Raw genomic sequence first — 17,324 nt, 5'->3', positions numbered from 1 at the left:
GCTGTCAACGCCGTGGTGTCGACGTGTCATTTCGACAGCGTTGACATCGTCACGCCTTAACAAAAATTAAGCTGGCACCGTTATTGCATTCAATGGCGCAATTCATTGAGGAGGCGTCATGCACGAAATCACCCTCTGCCAGCGGGCTCTGGAACTTATCGAACAGCAGGCAGTGCAAAACCACGCGAAGCGCGTCACCGGCGTCTGGCTGAAGGTCGGGGCGTTTTCCTGCGTCGAGCCCAGCGCCCTGCATTTCTGTTTTGAGCTGGTGTGTCGCGGCACGCTGGCGGAAGGCTGCGAGCTCCATATCGAAGAGCAGCAGGCGGAGTGCTGGTGCGAGCAGTGCCAGCAGTACGTCACCCTGCTGTCATCAAAGGTTCAGCGCTGTCCGCAGTGTCAGAGCACCGGTCTTCGCATCGTGGCGGACGACGGCATGCAGATCCAACGCCTCGAAATCGAGAAGGAGTAAAGTATGTGTAGCACCTGCGGTTGCGCCGAAGGCAACCTGTATATAGAAGGGGATGAACACCGTCCCCATTCCGCGTTTCGCTCCGCGCCCTTTTCCCCTGCCCCGCGTCCTTCTGCGGCACTGACCGGTATCACTTTCTCTCCGCAACGGTCCGCTGCGGGCGATCTCCACTACGGCCACGGCGAAGCGGGTACCCACGCGCCGGGCATCAGCCAGCGCCAGATGCTGGAGGTGGAAATCAACGTGCTGGATAAAAATAACCAGATCGCCGACCGCAACCGCGCGCGCTTTGCCGCCCGCAAACAGCTGGTGCTGAACCTGGTCTCCAGCCCCGGCTCCGGCAAGACCACGCTGTTAACGGAAACGCTCAAACGCCTTAACGGGCGCGTCTCCTGCGCGGTGATTGAAGGCGACCAGCAAACCGTTAACGACGCGGCGCGCATTCGCGAAACCGGCACCCCGGCGATTCAGGTCAATACCGGCAAAGGCTGCCACCTGGATGCGCAGATGATTGCCGACGCCGCCCCGCGTCTGCCGCTGGCGGATAACGGCATTCTGTTTATTGAAAACGTCGGCAACCTGGTCTGCCCGGCGAGCTTCGATCTGGGCGAACGCCACAAGGTAGCGGTGCTTTCGGTGACCGAAGGCGAAGACAAGCCGCTGAAGTACCCGCATATGTTTGCCGCCGCGTCCATCATGCTGCTGAACAAAGTCGACCTGCTGCCGTACCTGAATTTCGACGTGGATAAATGCCTGGCGTATGCCCGTGAGGTGAATCCGGAGATCGAGATCCTGCTTGTCTCCGCCACGCGAGGCGACGGGATGGATGCCTGGCTGAACTGGCTGGAGAGCGAACGATGTGCATAGGCGTACCGGGACAAATTCACGCTATCGACGGTAATCAGGCCAAAGTGGAGGTCTGCGGTATCCTGCGCGACGTCGACCTGACGCTGGTGGGCAGCACCGATGAAAGCGGCGCCTCGCGTCTCGGCCAGTGGGTGCTCGTCCACGTGGGGTTTGCCATGAGCGTAATTAACGAAGCGGAAGCCCGCGACACGCTGGATGCATTGCAAAACATGTTCGACGTGGAGCCTGACGTGGGCGCGCTGCTTTACGGCGAGGAGCGTTAGCCATGCGTTACGTTGATGAATACCGCGCGCCGGAACAGGTGCTGCAGCTTATCGGGCACCTGAAAACGCGCGCGGCGCTGCTGGACTACACCAAAGAGAGACCGCTGCGGATCATGGAGGTGTGCGGCGGACACACGCACGCCATCTTCAAATTTGGCCTCGACCAGCTGCTGCCGGAGAACATCGAGTTTATCCACGGCCCCGGCTGCCCGGTCTGCGTGCTGCCGATGGGGCGCATCGACAGCTGTATTGAAATTGCCAGCCAGCCCGACGTCATTTTCTGCACCTTTGGCGACGCGATGCGCGTGCCGGGGAAAAACGGCTCGCTGCTGCAGGCGAAAGCGCGCGGAGCCGACATCCGGATCGTCTATTCGCCGATGGATGCCCTGACGCTGGCGGAGGACAACCCAGCGCGCAAGGTGGTGTTTTTTGGCCTGGGGTTTGAAACCACCATGCCCGCCACCGCCATCACGCTGCAGCAGGCGAAAGCGCGCGGCGTCGGGAATTTTTTCTTCTTCTGCCAGCACATTACGCTTATCCCCACCCTGCGCAGCCTGCTGGAAGAGCCGGAAAACGGCATTGACGCCTTTCTGGCACCGGGCCACGTCAGCATGGTGATTGGCACAGACGCCTACGGTTTTATCGCTGAACAGTACAATCGTCCGTTAGTGGTCGCTGGTTTCGAACCACTTGATCTACTGCAAGGTGTCACCATGCTGGTTGAGCAGAAAATAGCGGCCCTGAGTACCGTGGAAAACCAATACCGCCGTGTGGTGCCGGATGCGGGAAATGAACGGGCGCAGCAGGCGATAGCCGACGTGTTCAGCGTTGAGGGCGACAGCGAATGGCGTGGTCTGGGGCTGATTGCCGAATCCGGCGTGCGCCTGACGCTGGCCTATCGCGCGTTCGACGTCGAAGCGCATTTCCGCCCGCAGCCGCAGCAGGTTTGCGACGATCCCCGGGCACGCTGCGGCGACGTGCTCACCGGTAAATGCAAACCGCATCAATGCCCGTTATTTGGCAATACCTGTAACCCGCAAACGGCGTTTGGCGCGCTGATGGTCTCCTCCGAAGGGGCGTGTGCCGCGTGGTATCAGTATCGCAACCAGGAGAGTGAAGCATGAATACGGTTGAAATGGCGCACGGCAGCGGCGGACAGGCGATGCAGCAGCTGATTAACCGGCTGTTTATGGAAGCCTTCAACAACCCCTGGCTCGCCGAACAGGAAGACCAGGCGCGCATTGACCTCGCCCCCCTCACCGCGCAGGGCGACAGGCTGGCGTTCTCCACCGACAGCTACGTGATCGATCCGCTGTTCTTCCCCGGCGGCGATATCGGCAAGCTCGCCGTCTGCGGCACGGCCAACGACGTGGCGGTCAGCGGCGCTATTCCGCGCTACCTCTCCTGCGGGTTTATCCTCGAAGAGGGGTTACCGATGGAGACGCTCACGGCAGTGGTCAACAGCATGGCGCAGACCGCGTGCGAGGCGGGGATAGCTATCGTCACCGGCGATACCAAAGTGGTGCAGCGCGGCGCGGCCGACAAGCTGTTTATCAACACCGCCGGCATGGGGGCGATCCCCGCCGATATTCACTGGGCGGCGCAGCAGCTTAGCGTGGGCGACGTGCTGATCGTCACCGGAACGCTGGGCTGCCACGGGGCGACCATCCTTAACCTGCGCGAAGGTCTGGGGCTGGATGGCGAACTGCGCAGCGACTGCGCGGTGCTCACCCCGCTGATTCAGACGCTGCGGGATATTCCCGGCGTGAAAGCCCTGCGGGACGCGACGCGAGGCGGCGTGAACGCCGTGGTCCACGAATTTGCAGCAAGCTGCGGGTACGGGATTGAACTCACCGAGCGTAGCCTGCCCGTTAAGCCTGCCGTTCGCGGGCTTTGCGAACTGCTGGGGCTGGACCCGCTCAACTTCGCCAACGAAGGAAAACTGGTGATTGGCGTTGAACGCGCAGCCGCGGAAGCCGTTCTTGAACAGCTGCGGGCTCATCCGTCAGGAAAAGAGGCGGCGATGATTGGTGAAGTGGTTGAGCGCAAAGGGGTGCGCCTGGCCGGGCTGTATGGCGTTAAACGCACGCTGGATCTGCCGCACGCGGAACCCTTACCCCGTATTTGCTAGAACCGCGCCAAAAGCGGTCAGCACTGAATCTCTTTTTTGCCAGTTTCTATTGGAAAGCAATATGTCGTATACACCGATGAGCGATCTTGGACAGCAGGGCCTGTTTGATATCACGCGCACACTTTTACAGCAGCCCGACCTCGGTGCGCTGAGCGATGCCCTGACGCGGCTGGTCAGGCAATCGGCGCTGGCGGACAGCGCCGCGATTGTGCTCTGGCATAGCGGAACGCAGCGCGCGAGCTACTACTCGACGCGTGATAATGGCAAAACGTTTGAATACGAAGACGAAACGTATCTGGCGCATGGCCCGGTGCGCCGCATACTCTCCCGGCCTGAAGTGCTGCACTGCAATTTTGCGGAGTTCCGCCAGGCGTGGCCGCGGCTCGCGGATAGCGATCTCTATCAGCCTTTCGGGCATTACTGCATGCTGCCGCTGGCGGCAGAGGGCCAGATTTTTGGCGGCTGCGAGTTTATCCGCACGACCGACCACCCCTGGAGCGAGGCGGAATACGAGCGCCTGCACACCTTTACCCAGATTGTAGCCGTCGTTGCGGAGCAGATCCAAAGCCGCGTGACCAATAATGTGGATTACGACCTGCTGAGCCGTGAGCGCGACAACTTCCGCATTCTGGTCGCCATCACCAACGCCGTGCTCTCCCGCCTGGACATGGACGAGCTGGTCAGCGAAGTCTCGAAAGAGATCCACCACTATTTCAAAATCGACGCCATCAGCATTGCGCTGCGCGGGCATCGCAAGGGCAAGCTGAACATCTACTCCACGCACTATCTCGATGAAGCCAACCCGGCGCACGAGCAGAGCGAGGTGGACGAAGCGGGCACCCTTTCCGAGCGGGTCTTCAAGAGCAAAGAGATCCTCCTGCTCAACCTGAACGAGCAGGACCCGGTCGCGCCGTACGAGCGGATGCTGTTTAACACCTGGGGCAATAAAATTCAGACCCTGTGCCTGCTGCCGCTGATGTCCGGCAACACCATGCTGGGCGTGCTGAAGCTAGCGCAGTGCGAGGAAGGCGTGTTTACTACCGCCAACCTGAAGCTGCTACGCCAGATTGCCGAGCGTATCTCTATTGCCCTGGATAACGCCCTCGCCTATCAGGAAATTCATCGTCTGAAAGAGCGGCTGGTGGATGAGAACCTGGCCCTGACCGAACAGCTCAACAACGTGGACAGCGAGTTTGGTGAAATCATCGGGCGCAGCGACGCCATGTACAGCGTGCTTAAGCAGGTTGAAATGGTGGCGCAAAGCGACAGCACGGTGCTGATCCTGGGCGAAACCGGCACGGGCAAAGAGCTGATAGCCCGCGCAATCCACAATCTGAGCAACCGCAACAGCCGACGGATGGTGAAGATGAACTGCGCCGCGATGCCTGCGGGGCTGCTGGAAAGCGATCTGTTCGGCCACGAGCGTGGTGCATTCACCGGGGCCAGCAGCCAGCGGCTGGGCCGGTTTGAGCTGGCGGACAAAAGCTCGCTGTTCCTCGACGAAGTGGGCGATATGCCGCTGGAGCTACAGCCGAAACTGCTGCGCGTCCTTCAGGAACAGGAGTTTGAACGTCTTGGCAGCAACAAGCTTATCCAGACTGACGTGCGGCTGATTGCAGCCACCAACCGTGACCTGAAAAAAATGGTCGCCGACCGCGAGTTTCGCAGCGATCTTTACTATCGTCTGAACGTCTTCCCGATCTTCCTGCCGCCGCTGCGCGAACGCCCGGAGGATATCCCCCTGCTGGTCAAAGCCTTTACCGCGAAGATTGCGCGCCGGATGGGGCGAAACATCGACAGTATTCCTGCCGAGACGTTGCGTACCCTTTCATCGATGGAATGGCCCGGCAACGTGCGCGAGCTGGAAAACGTCATCGAACGCGCGGTGCTGCTGACGCGCGGTAACGTGCTGCAACTCTCCCTGCCTGAGATTACGCTTCCTGACGTAACCGCGCCCGCCGCCGAGACAGCGAAAGAAGGAGAAGATGAATATCAGCTCATTATGCGCGTGCTGAAAGAGACCAACGGCGTGGTCGCCGGACCAAAAGGTGCCGCCCAGCGACTGGGGTTAAAACGCACCACCCTGCTGTCACGCATGAAGCGTCTCGGTATTGATAAAGAGAGCCTCATTTAAGGCCTTATTCCGGCGGTGTTTTTCTGACACCGCCTTTTGTTACCCTGCGCAATTGTCCCTCATTGACACAAAATCGTTTCCTCTGTATAAAATTCCGCCTTAATAATGAGTTTCATTTGCATCAATAATAATTTTAATGAAGGGTAGCGTTTCATGAAAAAGGTCATCTGCGCGTTAGGCCTGGCGATTGCGTCGGTCGGTTCTGCTCTGGCAACCACCTATCCCCTGACGATTGAAAACTGTGGCTATAAAGAGACATTCACCAAAGCGCCGGAACGCGTCGTGGCCCTGGGCCAGAACACCGTCGAAATTTTGCTCCTGCTGGGTCTGGAAGATAAGGTGAAGGCCAGCGCCTTCTGGCCGACCAAAGTGCTGCCGCAGCTGGCGGAACAGAATGCAAAAATCAAAACCCTGACGGTCGAAATCCCTACCCTTGAATCCGTGCTGGCGCAAAACCCCGACTTTGTTCCCGCCCAGACGCCACTGCTGCTGGGGCCTGAAAGCAAGGTCGCAAAACGCGACGATCTGATGACCCTGGGCGTGAACAGCTACGTGTCGCCGGGCATGTGCGCGACCAAAAAAGCCACCGGCGATATGTACGGCAGCCGCCAGAAACTGTGGGATATGACGTATCTCTACAAAGAGATTGAGGATTTCGCCAAAATCTTTAACGTTGAAGATCGCGGTCAGGCCGTGATTGCCGATTTCAAAAAACGCGAGGCCGACCTGCGTAAGGAATTCGGCAAGAGTAAAAAAGATCTTTCGTTTGTCTTCTGGTTCTCCAGTTCATCCCCTTCTGCGGACGCCTACGTCGGCGGTAAAAATAGCCCCTCCGGGTTTATCGCCAGCCTGATGGGCGGTCATAACGCCATTACGTCCGAGACCGAATGGCCAACCGTGGGCTGGGAGAGCATTATTGCCGCCAATCCGGATGTGATTGTGGTCTCCAGCCTCGATCGCAACCGCTGGGCGCTGGATAACGCGGAAGAGAAAATCAAATTCCTGAAGAGCGATCCGGCGTTCAGCCAGCTGGACGCGGTGAAAAAAGGCCATATCGTGGTGATGGACGGCCAGGCGATGAATCCGACGATCCGTACGATTTACGGGGCTGAGCAGGTCGGCGAACAGCTCAGAAAGCTGGGGCTGAACTGATGACAACCGCCGTTCTTCAGGCCCGGCAGAGCCTGGTTCTGACGACCTCGGCTTTGCTCGCCCTGGTACTGTTATTTCTGACGATCGCGCTGAGCGTCAGCGTCGGCGAGCTGTCTATCCCGCTGCAGAACGTGTTTTACGCCATCAGCAATAAAATGGGGCTCACCGAGGTTCCGCTCACCCGCATCTATGAGAGCGTGATCTGGGACTTTCGCCTGAGCCGCGCGCTGGTTGCGGCCTGCTGCGGCGCGGGGCTGGCCATCTGCGGTGCCGTATTGCAGAGCCTGCTGAAGAACGCGCTGGCGGAACCTTACGTGCTCGGCGTGTCCGCGGGCGCGTCGACCGGGGCGGTTTCCGTTGTCGTATTGGGGATCGGCACCGGTGCGGTCTCCCTTTCTGCCGGTGCCTTCGCCGGGGCATTCGCCGCCTTTGCGTTTGTCGCGTTTCTGACGAACGGCGCGCGCGGCGGGAATGAACGTACTATTCTGGCAGGCGTCGCCGCCTCGCAGCTTTTCAACGCCATTACGGCCTACACCATCAGCACCTCCGCCAGCGCCCAGCAGGCGCGCGACGTGATGTTCTGGCTGCTGGGCAGCTTCAGCGGCGTACGCTGGCCTGAATTCCAGCTGGCACTGGTCGTGGTGCTGACTGGATTAGCCGTTTGCCTCTACTATTCCCGGGCGCTGGATGCCTTTACGTTCGGCGATGACGCCGCCGCCTCTTTAGGTATTGCCGTCCCGTGGGTTCGCCTGACCCTCTTTACCACTACCGCGCTGATTACCGCGACGATTGTCAGCATGGCGGGCTCAATCGGCTTTGTCGGGCTGGTAGTGCCGCACGTGATGCGCTTCCTGTTCGGGCCGCTGCACCGCACGCTGCTGATTGCCAGCGCGCTGGCAGGGGCGATCCTGATGGTGCTGGCTGATATTGCCTCGCGCATGCTGATTGCGCCGCAAAGCCTGCCCGTCGGCGTGGTCACCGCGCTGGTTGGCGTGCCTTTCTTTGCAGTGATTATCTACCGCTCAAGGAATAAGTGATGAGTATCTGCGCTGAAAATATTACCTGGAAGGTCGGCAAAAAAGTCATCGTTAATGACGTCTCGCTGAAGGTTTCTCGGGGCGAAACGGTAGGACTGCTTGGCCCTAACGGCTGCGGTAAATCGTCTCTTTTACGTATCCTGGCGGGGCTGCGTCGCCCGGATGCGGGCTGTGTGACGCTGGACGGGCAGGACATCTCTCGTATTGCCAAAAAGCAGCTTGCCCGCCGGGTCGCCTTCGTCGAACAGCACGGCATGACTGACGCCAACATGCGCGTTCGTGACGTGGTGAAACTCGGGCGTATTCCGCACCACTCCGCTTTTTCCAACTGGAGCAACCACGATGACGAAACCGTCACCGCCGCCCTGCAGCGCGTGGATATGCTGGATAAAAGCGACCAGGGCTGGCTGAGCCTCTCTGGCGGCGAGCGCCAGCGGGTGCATATTGCCCGCGCCCTGGCTCAGACCCCAACGGAAATCCTGCTGGACGAACCGACCAACCACCTGGACATTCATCATCAGATGCAGCTGATGCAGTTAATCAGCGAATTACCGGTCACCAGCATTGTCGCTATCCACGATCTCAACCACGCCTCGATGTTCTGCGACTCGCTGATTGTGATGCAGAAAGGGCAAATTGTGGCGACGGGGACACCGCAGGACATCTTATCCGAGTCTTTGCTCTGGGATGTCTTCCGGGTCAAAACCAAAATCGAGATCTCGCCGTTCCATGGCAAAAAGCACATCCACTTTATCGTTTAGGGACGAGTGAACGACGATGCCCCTTCGCCCTGCCGCCACGCTCTGGCCGCCCGTCTTACTGGGTAGCCAGTTCGTTTTCAACATTGGCTTTTACGCCGTCGTTCCCTTCCTGGCGATATTCCTGCGCGACGACATGCTGCTCTCCGGCGGACTGATCGGGCTGATCCTGGGCCTGCGTACCTTCTCGCAACAGGGGATGTTTATCGTTGGCGGTGCGCTCTCGGACCGGTTTGGCGCGAAAGTGATTATCCTGAGCGGCTGTATTGTTCGTGTTTCAGGCTATCTGCTGCTGGCCTTCGGGGAATCCCTGTGGCCGATTATTCTGGGCGCGTGTCTGACGGGCGTTGGCGGCGCGTTATTCTCCCCCTCGATTGAGGCACTGCTGGCAAAAGCAGGCACTCACAGCGAGGAAAAAGGCAAACGAAGCCGGGCGGAATGGTTTGCGCTCTTTGCCGTCTGCGGAGAGCTCGGCGCGGTACTGGGCCCGGTTGCTGGCGCCCTGCTCACCGGCCTCGGCTTTCGTCAGGTGGCGCTGGCGGGGGCAGGTGTCTTTGTCATTGCGCTAGTGGTGCTCTACTTTTGCCTGCCTGCTGCTGGCCACCGTTCACAGACGCTGAAAATACAGCCCTGGTGGACAACGTTCCGTCAGCCGCGCTTTGTCGCCTTTATCATTGCCTACAGCTCGTGGCTGTTAAGCTATAACCAGCTTTATCTGGCGCTGCCGGTGGAGATCCAGCGTTCTGGCGGTAACGAGAAAGATCTCGGCCCGCTTTTTATGCTGGCCTCCGTTCTGATCATCACCTTACAGCTGCCGCTGGCGCGTTTCGCCCGTCGCGTGGGTGCGGTGAGAATTCTGCCGGTGGGATTTTTGCTCCTTTCAGCCGCCTTTGCGAGCGTGGCGACGTTCGCCCCGATGACGCCGCCGGAAGGCTGGCTGCGCTTACTGCCTTCTGTCTGTTTTGTGACGCTGTTGACGCTGGGGCAAATGCTGCTGGTGCCCTCGGCTAAAGATCTGATCCCTCGGTTTGCGGAGGAATCCACGCTTGGCGCGCACTACGGCGCACTCGCTACCGCCGGAGGCATAGCGGTACTGGCGGGAAACTTGTTGTTTGGCAGCCTGCTGGACCGCGCGCTGGTGCCCTCAACGCAGGCGATGTATCTCTGGCTTCTGCTGGCCCTCTTCCCGCTTTGCAGCGCGCTGGCCCTGAAGGTGATTTGCGGCCCGATGAGACGCTGAACCAATCACTTTTTCGGACGGTATTTCTCCGGCAGTTCCGGCACGGGACGACGGTCATCCATCAGATGACGAACGGTCAGAATGGGATGACGCCATAACATACGCGGACCAGCCCAGCGCATAACCTGCTTCATCTCTTCGCGTCTGGCAGGCTGATAGCAGTGGACCGGACACTGTTTACAGGCGGGCTTTTCCTCACCGAAAACGCACTTATCCAGGCGCTTATCGGCATAGGCATTCAGCGCCTGATAGTGCCCGTCTTCCACAGAGGCCTGAGGACACTGCTTCTGATACAGCGCGATCATTTTCGCGACGGTCTCTTTTTCTCGTGAGATGCGTTTACCGGACATAGCGATTTACCGAACAATAAAGTGCAAAAATTATACATCTTTCAATGCGAGATTTCAGTTGTTGCATGCCGTTTTCTGAAGCCTGATTCCAGTTTTAGCCCTGCAGCGACCGATAATCACTGGTATTTTATACAGGCATCAGAAATAACCTTTGTCCGTGTTGTCTGGAGACCCTATGCAAGAGCTCACGATCGGCAAACCTTATCGCCATTTAAAAGTGGGATATTTTAGAAAGCGCCATGAAGACCGCAATACCAAGATACCGAAGCGCTACAGCGTCCATGCGGCGCTGAGCTTAAAAGGTGACTGGCTTGAAAAGGCCGGGTTTACGACCCACTCAAGGGTCAGAGTGGGCGTGGAGCATGGAAAAATTGTCATCGAATTAATGTCGGAAGATGCCTCGTAAAGCCACGACATTTTTCTGCGCCGGACCTTTTTTTCATGCGACAATAGAAGGAACAAACGGCCACTGAGCCCATCAAAACAGTTAATTTTCAAAGAAATGGACATCATAACTCCATGAGCACAATCGACAATTTCGACGCACATACGCCGATGATGCAGCAGTATCTGAAGCTGAAAGCACAGCATCCGGAAATCCTGCTGTTTTACCGTATGGGCGATTTTTACGAGCTGTTTTATGACGATGCTAAGCGTGCATCGCAGCTGCTCGACATCTCGCTGACCAAACGTGGCGCATCGGCAGGCGAGCCCATTCCTATGGCAGGTATCCCGCACCACGCGGTAGAAAACTACCTGGCGAAGCTGGTGAATCAGGGCGAGTCCGTTGCCATCTGCGAACAGATCGGCGATCCAGCGACCTCAAAAGGCCCGGTGGAACGCAAAGTCGTGCGCATCGTCACGCCTGGCACCATCAGTGATGAAGCCCTGTTACAGGAACGCCAGGATAACCTGCTGGCAGCGCTGTGGCAGGACGGTAAAGGGTTTGGCTACGCGACGCTGGATATTAGCTCCGGACGTTTTCGTCTGAGTGAACCGGCTGACCGTGAAACGATGGCCGCCGAACTGCAGCGCACCAACCCGGCAGAATTGCTCTATGCCGAAGATTTCGCCGAAATGGCCCTGATTGAAGGTCGTCGCGGGCTGCGCCGTCGTCCGCTGTGGGAATTCGAAATTGATACCGCGCGCCAGCAGCTGAATCTGCAGTTTGGCACCCGCGATCTGATTGGCTTTGGCGTTGAAAACGCACCGCGCGGGCTGTGTGCGGCCGGTTGCCTCCTGCAATACGTGAAGGATACCCAGCGCACCGCCCTGCCGCATATCCGCTCTATCACCATGGAGCGCCAGCAGGACAGCATCATCATGGATGCCGCCACGCGCCGTAATCTGGAGATCACGCAGAACCTGGCGGGTGGCGTCGAAAATACGCTCGCGTCGGTCCTCGACAGTACGGTAACGCCAATGGGCAGCCGCATGCTGAAACGCTGGCTGCATATGCCGATCCGCAATACCGAGACGCTGGTTTGCCGTCAGCAGACGATTGCCGCGTTGCAGGATCGCTATACCGAGCTGCAGCCGGTTCTGCGCCAGGTGGGCGATCTGGAGCGTATCCTTGCTCGTCTGGCACTGCGAACAGCTCGACCACGCGATCTCGCGCGGATGCGTCATGCTTTCCAGCAGCTGCCGGAACTGCGTGCGCAGTTGAGTGACGTTGACAGCGCGCCGGTACAGAAACTCCGCGAAACCATGGGCGAATTTACCGAGCTACGCGAACTGCTGGAGCGCGCCATTATCGATGCGCCTCCGGTTCTGGTGCGTGATGGTGGCGTGATTGCCCCTGGCTACAACGAGGAGCTGGACGAATGGCGCGCGCTGGCCGACGGTGCGACGGACTACCTCGATAAGCTGGAAATCCGCGAGCGCGAGCGTCTTGGGCTCGACACCCTAAAAGTGGGGTATAACGCGGTACACGGTTACTACATTCAGATTAGCCGCGGGCAGAGCCACCTGGCGCCGATTCACTACGTGCGTCGCCAGACGTTGAAAAACGCCGAACGCTACATCATTCCTGAACTGAAAGAGTACGAAGACAAAGTTCTCACTTCGAAAGGTAAGGCGCTGGCGCTGGAAAAACAGCTGTATGACGAGCTGTTCGACATGCTGATGCCGCACCTGGGCGACCTGCAGCAGAGCGCCAGCGCGCTGGCGGAGCTGGACGTGCTGGTGAATCTGACAGAACGCGCTGAAACGCTGAACTACACCTGCCCAACCTTTACCGACAAGCCCGGCATTCGCATCACTGAAGGCCGTCACCCTGTGGTAGAGCAGGTGCTGAACGAACCGTTCATCGCCAACCCGCTGAGCCTGTCACCGCAGAGAAGAATGTTGATCATTACCGGTCCGAACATGGGCGGTAAGAGTACCTATATGCGTCAGACGGCGCTGATTGCGCTGCTTGCGTATATCGGCAGCTACGTCCCGGCGCAAAACGTGGAGATTGGCCCCATCGACCGCATCTTTACCCGCGTCGGGGCTGCGGACGATCTGGCGAGCGGACGCTCAACCTTCATGGTCGAGATGACCGAAACGGCAAACATTCTGCATAACGCGACGGAGCACAGCCTTGTGCTGATGGATGAAGTCGGACGCGGAACGTCAACCTATGATGGTCTGTCGCTGGCATGGGCCTGTGCGGAAAGCCTTGCGAATAAAATCAAGGCCATGACGCTGTTTGCCACCCACTATTTCGAACTGACGCAGCTGCCGGAGAAAATGGAAGGGGTTGCGAACGTTCATCTGGATGCGCTGGAGCACGGCGATACCATTGCCTTCATGCACACGGTGCAGGATGGCGCGGCGAGCAAGAGCTATGGTCTGGCCGTCGCGGCGCTGGCCGGTGTACCGAAAGAAGTGATTAAGCGCGCGCGTCAGAAACTGCGTGAACTGGAAAGCCTGTCACCGAATGCGGCGGCGACGCAGATTGATGGTGCGCAGATGTCGCTACTGGTGCCTGCGGAAGAGACGTCGCCTGCGGTGGAAGCGCTGGAGAACCTCGACCCGGATTCGCTGACGCCGCGTCAGGCGCTGGAGTGGATTTACAGGTTGAAAAGTCTGGTTTAGTTTTCTGCGGTCTTTTGCCCGGTGGCGCTGCGCCACCGGGCTTTTTTTTACAGCAGCGGCGGGATTGTCGGCACCTGCGGCGCCTCATCAATATCCTTCTGCGTCATGCGGAACGCTTCCGGGTAATGCTCACGGCTGGTACGACGCAGCGGTTCGGTATCGCGCCAGGTATACAAACAATGCTGGCACTGATAAACGGTCCAGACCCCTTTTACCGGCGACGTCGCCATCACTTCAATATGCTCATCGGCACAACGTGGACAAATCATCTTTTCCTCCTTATTGACGTGCTGCCAGCATCGCGGTCAGTTTTTCGGCCCAGGCTTTGGTTTCAGGCAGATCCTGTACCGGCTGGCTGTAGTGGCCCCGGGTATCCGGTGCGACAGGCGTGGTCGCATCAATAATCAGTTTGTCAGTAATGCCCGCCGGGCTGGATCCGGGATCGAGTTCAAGCACCGACATGTTCGGCAGTTGCACCAGATCGCCTGCCGGGTTGACCTTCGATGACAGCGCCCACATCACCTGCGGGAGGTTGAACGGGTCGACATCCTCGTCCACCATGATCACCATCTTCACGTAGCCCAGGCCGTGCGGCGTTGTCATGGCGCGTAAACCGACCGCGCGGGCAAAACCGCCGTAACGCTTTTTGGTAGAGATAATCGCCAGCAGACCGTGGGTGTACATCGCATTCACCGCCTGCACTTCCGGGAATTCCGCTTTCAGCTGCTGGTAGAGCGGCACGCAGGTGGCCGGGCCCATCAGATAATCAATCTCGGTCCACGGCATGCCGAGGTAAAGGGATTCGAAAATCGGTTTGGTGCGGTAAGAGACTTTGTCGATACGGACCACCGTCATGTTACGGCCACCGGAATAGTGTCCGGTAAACTCGCCGAATGGCCCCTCGATTTCACGCTTGCGGCCTTCAATCACACCTTCCAGTATCACTTCTGAACCCCACGGCACGTCGAAGCCGGTCAGCGGCGCGGTGGCAATCGGATACGGGCTTTCACGCAGCGCGCCGGCCATTTCATACTCGGACTGATCGTACTTCAGCGGCGTGGCGCCCATCAGGGTGATGATCGGGTCGTTGCCCAGCGTAATCGCAATCGGCAGGTCTTCACCGCGCTCTTCCGCCTTGTGCAGATGCAGGGCGATATCGTGCATCGGAACAGGCTGCAGGCCCAGCTTGCGCTTGCCCTTCACTTCCATGCGGTAGATCCCGACATTCTGCTTGCCGAAGTTGTCCGGGTCGAGCGGATCGCGCGAGACAACGCACGCTTTATCGAGATAAAAACCGCCGTCACCGTCGTTCAGGCGAAACAGCGGCAGGATATCGAACAGGTTAATGTCTTCACCGTCCACCGAATTCTGCGCCCAGGCAGGATTGGCTCGGCGCTCTGGCGCAATCGGGAATTTATCCCAGCGGCGGATAAACTCGTCGATCTGTTTTTTTACCGGGGTGTTCGCAGGGAGCCCCATCGAAATGGCGTGGTTCTGCCAGGAGCCGATGGTGTTCATCACCACGCGGGCATCGGTAAACCCGCGAATGTTGTCGAACCACAGCGCGGGCGCGCCGTCGCCAATGCGGCCGGTCGCGTTGGCTGCCGCCGCCAGATCGGGCTCGGCGTTAACCTCTTCCTCAATTCTCAGCAGTTGCCCTTGCTCATCGAGCGCCTGCAGGAAGCTTCTCAAATCATCAAATGCCATCTTTATTCTCCTGTGAAAAATGTTTCGCCTCCCGCAACCCGTTCCAGCGGCGCGCCTTTTTATGCTCCAGACCGAACTGGTCAAGCACGCGGGTCACAATGTGCTGGGTAATGTCATCGGCGGTTTGCGGGTGGTTGTAATACGCAGGCATAGGCGGCACCATCGCCACGCCCATGCGGGAGAGCGCAAGCATATTCTCCAGATGAATGGTGCTGAGCGGCGTTTCACGGGGCACCAACACCAGCTTGCGCCCCTCTTTCAGCACCACATCCGCCGCGCGTCCCACCAGCCCTTCGGCATAGCCCGCGCGGATCCCGGCCAGCGTTTTCATGCTGCAGGGAATGACGATCATGCCGTCGGTACGAAACGAGCCGGAGGAGATGGTGGCGGCCTGGTCAGCCGGGCTGTGGACAACGTCAGCCAAAGCAGCAACGTCCTGCGCGGTGTATGGCGTTTCCAGCTCAATGGTGGTTTTTGCCCACTTCGACATCACCAGATGCGTCTCTACTTCCGGCATTTCCCGCAGCGCCTGCAGCAGCGCCACGCCCAGCGGAGCACCCGTTGCCCCCGTCATTCCCACGATTAATCTCATTCAACACCTCAATCAATTTGTTCGTACACGAACATTATGAGTAAACTACTCCCTGATCGATTTCCTGACAAGATTGTTCGCATACGATCACACGAATTGCTAAAAAATGCCGCGTTAAAATCCAGGGCAAGAGCAGCTATCATAGAGGGAGATTTTTTCCGTCGGAGTGTTCATGGAACTAAGACAAGAGGCGTTCCACCTGTTACGTCAGCTTTTTCAACAGCATACCGCCCAGTGGCAACATGCCTTACCGGAACTGACCAAGCCGCAGTATGCGGTGATGCGCTCTATTGCCGAGCATCCGGGTATTGAACAGGTGGCGTTGACCGAAGTGGCGGTCAGCACGAAAGCGACCCTGGCGGAGATGCTCAGCCGCATGGAGGCGCGCGGTCTGGTCAAACGCGAGCACGATCCAGCCGATAAGCGACGCCGGTTTGTCTTTCTGACGCCAGAAGGTGAAGCCCTGCTTGCGGGCTGTAAACCGGTTGGCAACGAGGTGGATGAGGCGTTTTTAGGACGTCTTAACAAGGCCGAGCGGGAGCAGTTCTCTGCGCTCATCAAAAAGATGATGCACGATTAATTCACGGTGGTGCGCATAAAATCGATAAAAGTGCGCACCTTCGCCGACACGTGCCGGGCATCAGGATAGACCGCATAGATGCCCTGCCGCGCAAAGGTATATTCCGGTAACACCGGGACCAGTTTTTCCGCATCAATCGCATCGCGCGCCAGCCATTCTGGCAGTAACGCCACGCCTCCGCCCGCGAGTGCAAAGGCCATAAGAGCCTGCGCGCTGTCGGCAAACAGGCGCGGCGCTTTTTTTATCTCCAGCGTTTCAGGCGCACCGCTGGCATCCTTCACCTGCCAGCGCAGCGGCGAGGCCAGGCGCTCGTGAATAATCCAGTCGGCGTTGGCAAGGTGCGCAAGCGTTTCGATCGGATGGTTGACCAGCCACCCGGGCGCCGCGACGGGGAGAATAGAGAAGTGCGAAATCAGCGCGGCGTGGTTGCGCGAATCGGCAAGCGTTCCCAGACGGATAGCCACGTCAAAGCGCTCCGAGATAAGGTCGGCGTGCAGGGAGGACGAAACATGCCGCACGCGAAGATCCGGATGCTGCTGGCTAAACCTGGCCAGCAACGGCACAACCACCTGAGAGCCATATTCAGGCGTGGTCGTGATCCGCAGTTCACCGGTAAGCCCCGCATGATTCGCGCGAACATCATCCTGCAGCCGTTCTGCATCCTTCAGAAGCGCCACGCTGCGTTGATGAAAAAGCGCGCCCGCCTCGGTTAACGTCAGGCGGCGGGTGGAGCGCAGCAGCAGCGTAACGCCCAGCTCATCTTCAAGCTGGCGAATATTGAAGCTGACGACCGCTTTTGTCAGCCCCATTGCCTCGGCTGCGGCAGTGAAACTGCCGGTATCGGCCACCGCGACAAACATCTGCGTTCGCTGTAGGTTAATCATCATCACGCCTTTTACTGTCAAAATATTTTTGACAGTATATCGCGCTTTGTCAGGTTTATCCGAGCTTCCCGGATCGATA

Annotated in this window: 18 protein-coding genes; 13 read left to right on the top strand and 5 right to left on the bottom strand. The window is 58.5% G+C overall.

Features of this window, described 5'->3' with window-relative positions; translation table 11 throughout:
• Window positions 1-118 precede the first annotated feature (118 nt).
• From hypA to LA04_RS01845, 10 genes are all read left to right on the top strand, one after another.
• Window positions 119-469, top strand: a complete 351-nt coding sequence (gene hypA / locus LA04_RS01890; RefSeq protein ID WP_047059961.1) for a hydrogenase maturation nickel metallochaperone HypA — start codon at window positions 119-121, stop codon at window positions 467-469.
• A 3-nt stretch (window positions 470-472) separates the two neighbouring features.
• Complete coding sequence (gene hypB / locus LA04_RS01885) at window positions 473-1,336, top strand: hydrogenase nickel incorporation protein HypB (RefSeq protein ID WP_047650283.1); 864 nt, start codon at window positions 473-475, stop codon at window positions 1,334-1,336.
• The gene (locus tag LA04_RS01880) at window positions 1,327-1,599 is read left to right on the top strand and encodes a HypC/HybG/HupF family hydrogenase formation chaperone (RefSeq protein ID WP_047650282.1); all 273 of its coding nucleotides are present in this window, start codon (window positions 1,327-1,329) and stop codon (window positions 1,597-1,599) included. The genes hypB and LA04_RS01880 overlap by 10 nt, the downstream gene beginning before the upstream one ends.
• A gap of 2 nt (window positions 1,600-1,601) precedes the next feature.
• Entirely contained in the window at window positions 1,602-2,723 is a 1,122-nt protein-coding gene (gene hypD, locus LA04_RS01875; RefSeq protein ID WP_047650281.1) for a hydrogenase formation protein HypD, read from the top strand.
• Window positions 2,720-3,730 (top strand): hydrogenase expression/formation protein HypE, encoded by a 1,011-nt coding sequence (gene hypE / locus LA04_RS01870; protein ID WP_047650280.1) that lies wholly within the window; start codon window positions 2,720-2,722, stop codon window positions 3,728-3,730. The genes hypD and hypE overlap by 4 nt, the downstream gene beginning before the upstream one ends.
• A 61-nt stretch (window positions 3,731-3,791) precedes the next feature.
• Window positions 3,792-5,864 (top strand): formate hydrogenlyase transcriptional activator FlhA, encoded by a 2,073-nt coding sequence (gene flhA, locus LA04_RS01865; RefSeq protein WP_047650279.1) that lies wholly within the window; start codon window positions 3,792-3,794, stop codon window positions 5,862-5,864.
• A 153-nt stretch (window positions 5,865-6,017) separates the two neighbouring features.
• The gene (locus LA04_RS01860) at window positions 6,018-7,016 is read left to right on the top strand and encodes an ABC transporter substrate-binding protein (protein ID WP_047650278.1); all 999 of its coding nucleotides are present in this window, start codon (window positions 6,018-6,020) and stop codon (window positions 7,014-7,016) included.
• The gene (locus LA04_RS01855) at window positions 7,016-8,053 is read left to right on the top strand and encodes a FecCD family ABC transporter permease (RefSeq protein WP_047650277.1); all 1,038 of its coding nucleotides are present in this window, start codon (window positions 7,016-7,018) and stop codon (window positions 8,051-8,053) included. Before LA04_RS01860 ends, LA04_RS01855 begins: the two co-directional genes overlap by 1 nt.
• Window positions 8,053-8,814: an ABC transporter ATP-binding protein gene (locus LA04_RS01850; protein ID WP_047646251.1), complete on the top strand. Its 762-nt coding sequence runs from the start codon at window positions 8,053-8,055 to the stop codon at window positions 8,812-8,814. Before LA04_RS01855 ends, LA04_RS01850 begins: the two co-directional genes overlap by 1 nt.
• A gap of 16 nt (window positions 8,815-8,830) precedes the next feature.
• The gene (locus LA04_RS01845) at window positions 8,831-10,051 is read left to right on the top strand and encodes an MDR family MFS transporter (protein ID WP_047650276.1); all 1,221 of its coding nucleotides are present in this window, start codon (window positions 8,831-8,833) and stop codon (window positions 10,049-10,051) included.
• Window positions 10,052-10,056: 5 nt separating this feature from the next.
• On the opposite strand, the gene LA04_RS01840 is transcribed toward LA04_RS01845, so the two are convergent.
• Window positions 10,057-10,401, bottom strand: a complete 345-nt coding sequence (locus LA04_RS01840) for a nitrous oxide-stimulated promoter family protein (protein WP_047650275.1) — start codon at window positions 10,399-10,401, stop codon at window positions 10,057-10,059.
• Window positions 10,402-10,576: 175 nt separating this feature from the next.
• Here LA04_RS01840 and LA04_RS01835 point away from each other — a divergent pair, with 175 nt between their 5' ends.
• Entirely contained in the window at window positions 10,577-10,807 is a 231-nt protein-coding gene (locus tag LA04_RS01835) for a SymE family type I addiction module toxin (RefSeq protein ID WP_047650274.1), read from the top strand.
• 113 nt (window positions 10,808-10,920) lie between these two features.
• A complete protein-coding gene (mutS, locus tag LA04_RS01830; protein WP_047650273.1) occupies window positions 10,921-13,482 on the top strand; it encodes a DNA mismatch repair protein MutS in 2,562 nt (853 codons plus the stop codon).
• Window positions 13,483-13,529: 47 nt separating this feature from the next.
• Here mutS and LA04_RS01825 read toward each other — a convergent pair whose 3' ends face one another.
• Genes LA04_RS01825 through LA04_RS01815 form a run of 3 tightly spaced genes read right to left on the bottom strand, consistent with a single transcriptional unit; the run spans window position 13,530 to window position 15,781 of the window.
• Entirely contained in the window at window positions 13,530-13,751 is a 222-nt protein-coding gene (locus tag LA04_RS01825; protein ID WP_003862116.1) for a non-oxidative hydroxyarylic acid decarboxylases subunit D, read from the bottom strand.
• Window positions 13,752-13,761: 10 nt separating this feature from the next.
• On the bottom strand, window positions 13,762-15,189 hold the full coding sequence (locus LA04_RS01820; protein ID WP_047650272.1) for a non-oxidative hydroxyarylic acid decarboxylases subunit C: 1,428 nt from the start codon (window positions 15,187-15,189) through the stop codon (window positions 13,762-13,764).
• Window positions 15,179-15,781, bottom strand: coding sequence for a non-oxidative hydroxyarylic acid decarboxylases subunit B (locus LA04_RS01815; protein ID WP_008499595.1), 603 nt, complete (start codon window positions 15,779-15,781; stop codon window positions 15,179-15,181). The genes LA04_RS01820 and LA04_RS01815 overlap by 11 nt, the downstream gene beginning before the upstream one ends.
• Before the next feature lie 172 nt (window positions 15,782-15,953).
• Here LA04_RS01815 and LA04_RS01810 point away from each other — a divergent pair, with 172 nt between their 5' ends.
• Window positions 15,954-16,361: a MarR family winged helix-turn-helix transcriptional regulator gene (locus LA04_RS01810; protein WP_023308984.1), complete on the top strand. Its 408-nt coding sequence runs from the start codon at window positions 15,954-15,956 to the stop codon at window positions 16,359-16,361.
• On the opposite strand, the gene LA04_RS01805 is transcribed toward LA04_RS01810, so the two are convergent.
• Window positions 16,358-17,245, bottom strand: coding sequence for a LysR family transcriptional regulator (locus LA04_RS01805; RefSeq protein WP_047650271.1), 888 nt, complete (start codon window positions 17,243-17,245; stop codon window positions 16,358-16,360). The two genes, LA04_RS01810 and LA04_RS01805, sit on opposite strands and share 4 nt — an antisense overlap.
• Window positions 17,246-17,324: the final 79 nt, after the last annotated feature.

Source organism: Enterobacter sp. UCD-UG_FMILLET (genome assembly GCF_000762975.1).
Classification (GTDB): Bacteria; Pseudomonadota; Gammaproteobacteria; order Enterobacterales; family Enterobacteriaceae; genus Enterobacter; species Enterobacter dykesii.
This window is presented reverse-complemented; position numbering and strand designations above follow the sequence as displayed.

Coding starts and splice junctions, on each gene's coding strand:
- LA04_RS01820 (WP_047650272.1), bottom strand. CDS start 15,189: ATGGCATTTGATGATTTGAGAAGCTTCCTGCAGGCGCTCGATGAGCAA.
- hypA (WP_047059961.1), top strand. CDS start 119: ATGCACGAAATCACCCTCTGCCAGCGGGCTCTGGAACTTATCGAACAG.
- LA04_RS01835 (WP_047650274.1), top strand. CDS start 10,577: ATGCAAGAGCTCACGATCGGCAAACCTTATCGCCATTTAAAAGTGGGA.
- LA04_RS01825 (WP_003862116.1), bottom strand. CDS start 13,751: ATGATTTGTCCACGTTGTGCCGATGAGCATATTGAAGTGATGGCGACG.
- LA04_RS01840 (WP_047650275.1), bottom strand. CDS start 10,401: ATGTCCGGTAAACGCATCTCACGAGAAAAAGAGACCGTCGCGAAAATG.
- LA04_RS01850 (WP_047646251.1), top strand. CDS start 8,053: ATGAGTATCTGCGCTGAAAATATTACCTGGAAGGTCGGCAAAAAAGTC.
- hypB (WP_047650283.1), top strand. CDS start 473: ATGTGTAGCACCTGCGGTTGCGCCGAAGGCAACCTGTATATAGAAGGG.
- hypD (WP_047650281.1), top strand. CDS start 1,602: ATGCGTTACGTTGATGAATACCGCGCGCCGGAACAGGTGCTGCAGCTT.
- flhA (WP_047650279.1), top strand. CDS start 3,792: ATGTCGTATACACCGATGAGCGATCTTGGACAGCAGGGCCTGTTTGAT.
- LA04_RS01880 (WP_047650282.1), top strand. CDS start 1,327: ATGTGCATAGGCGTACCGGGACAAATTCACGCTATCGACGGTAATCAG.
- LA04_RS01860 (WP_047650278.1), top strand. CDS start 6,018: ATGAAAAAGGTCATCTGCGCGTTAGGCCTGGCGATTGCGTCGGTCGGT.
- LA04_RS01855 (WP_047650277.1), top strand. CDS start 7,016: ATGACAACCGCCGTTCTTCAGGCCCGGCAGAGCCTGGTTCTGACGACC.
- LA04_RS01845 (WP_047650276.1), top strand. CDS start 8,831: ATGCCCCTTCGCCCTGCCGCCACGCTCTGGCCGCCCGTCTTACTGGGT.
- LA04_RS01815 (WP_008499595.1), bottom strand. CDS start 15,781: ATGAGATTAATCGTGGGAATGACGGGGGCAACGGGTGCTCCGCTGGGC.
- mutS (WP_047650273.1), top strand. CDS start 10,921: ATGAGCACAATCGACAATTTCGACGCACATACGCCGATGATGCAGCAG.
- LA04_RS01805 (WP_047650271.1), bottom strand. CDS start 17,245: ATGATTAACCTACAGCGAACGCAGATGTTTGTCGCGGTGGCCGATACC.
- hypE (WP_047650280.1), top strand. CDS start 2,720: ATGAATACGGTTGAAATGGCGCACGGCAGCGGCGGACAGGCGATGCAG.
- LA04_RS01810 (WP_023308984.1), top strand. CDS start 15,954: ATGGAACTAAGACAAGAGGCGTTCCACCTGTTACGTCAGCTTTTTCAA.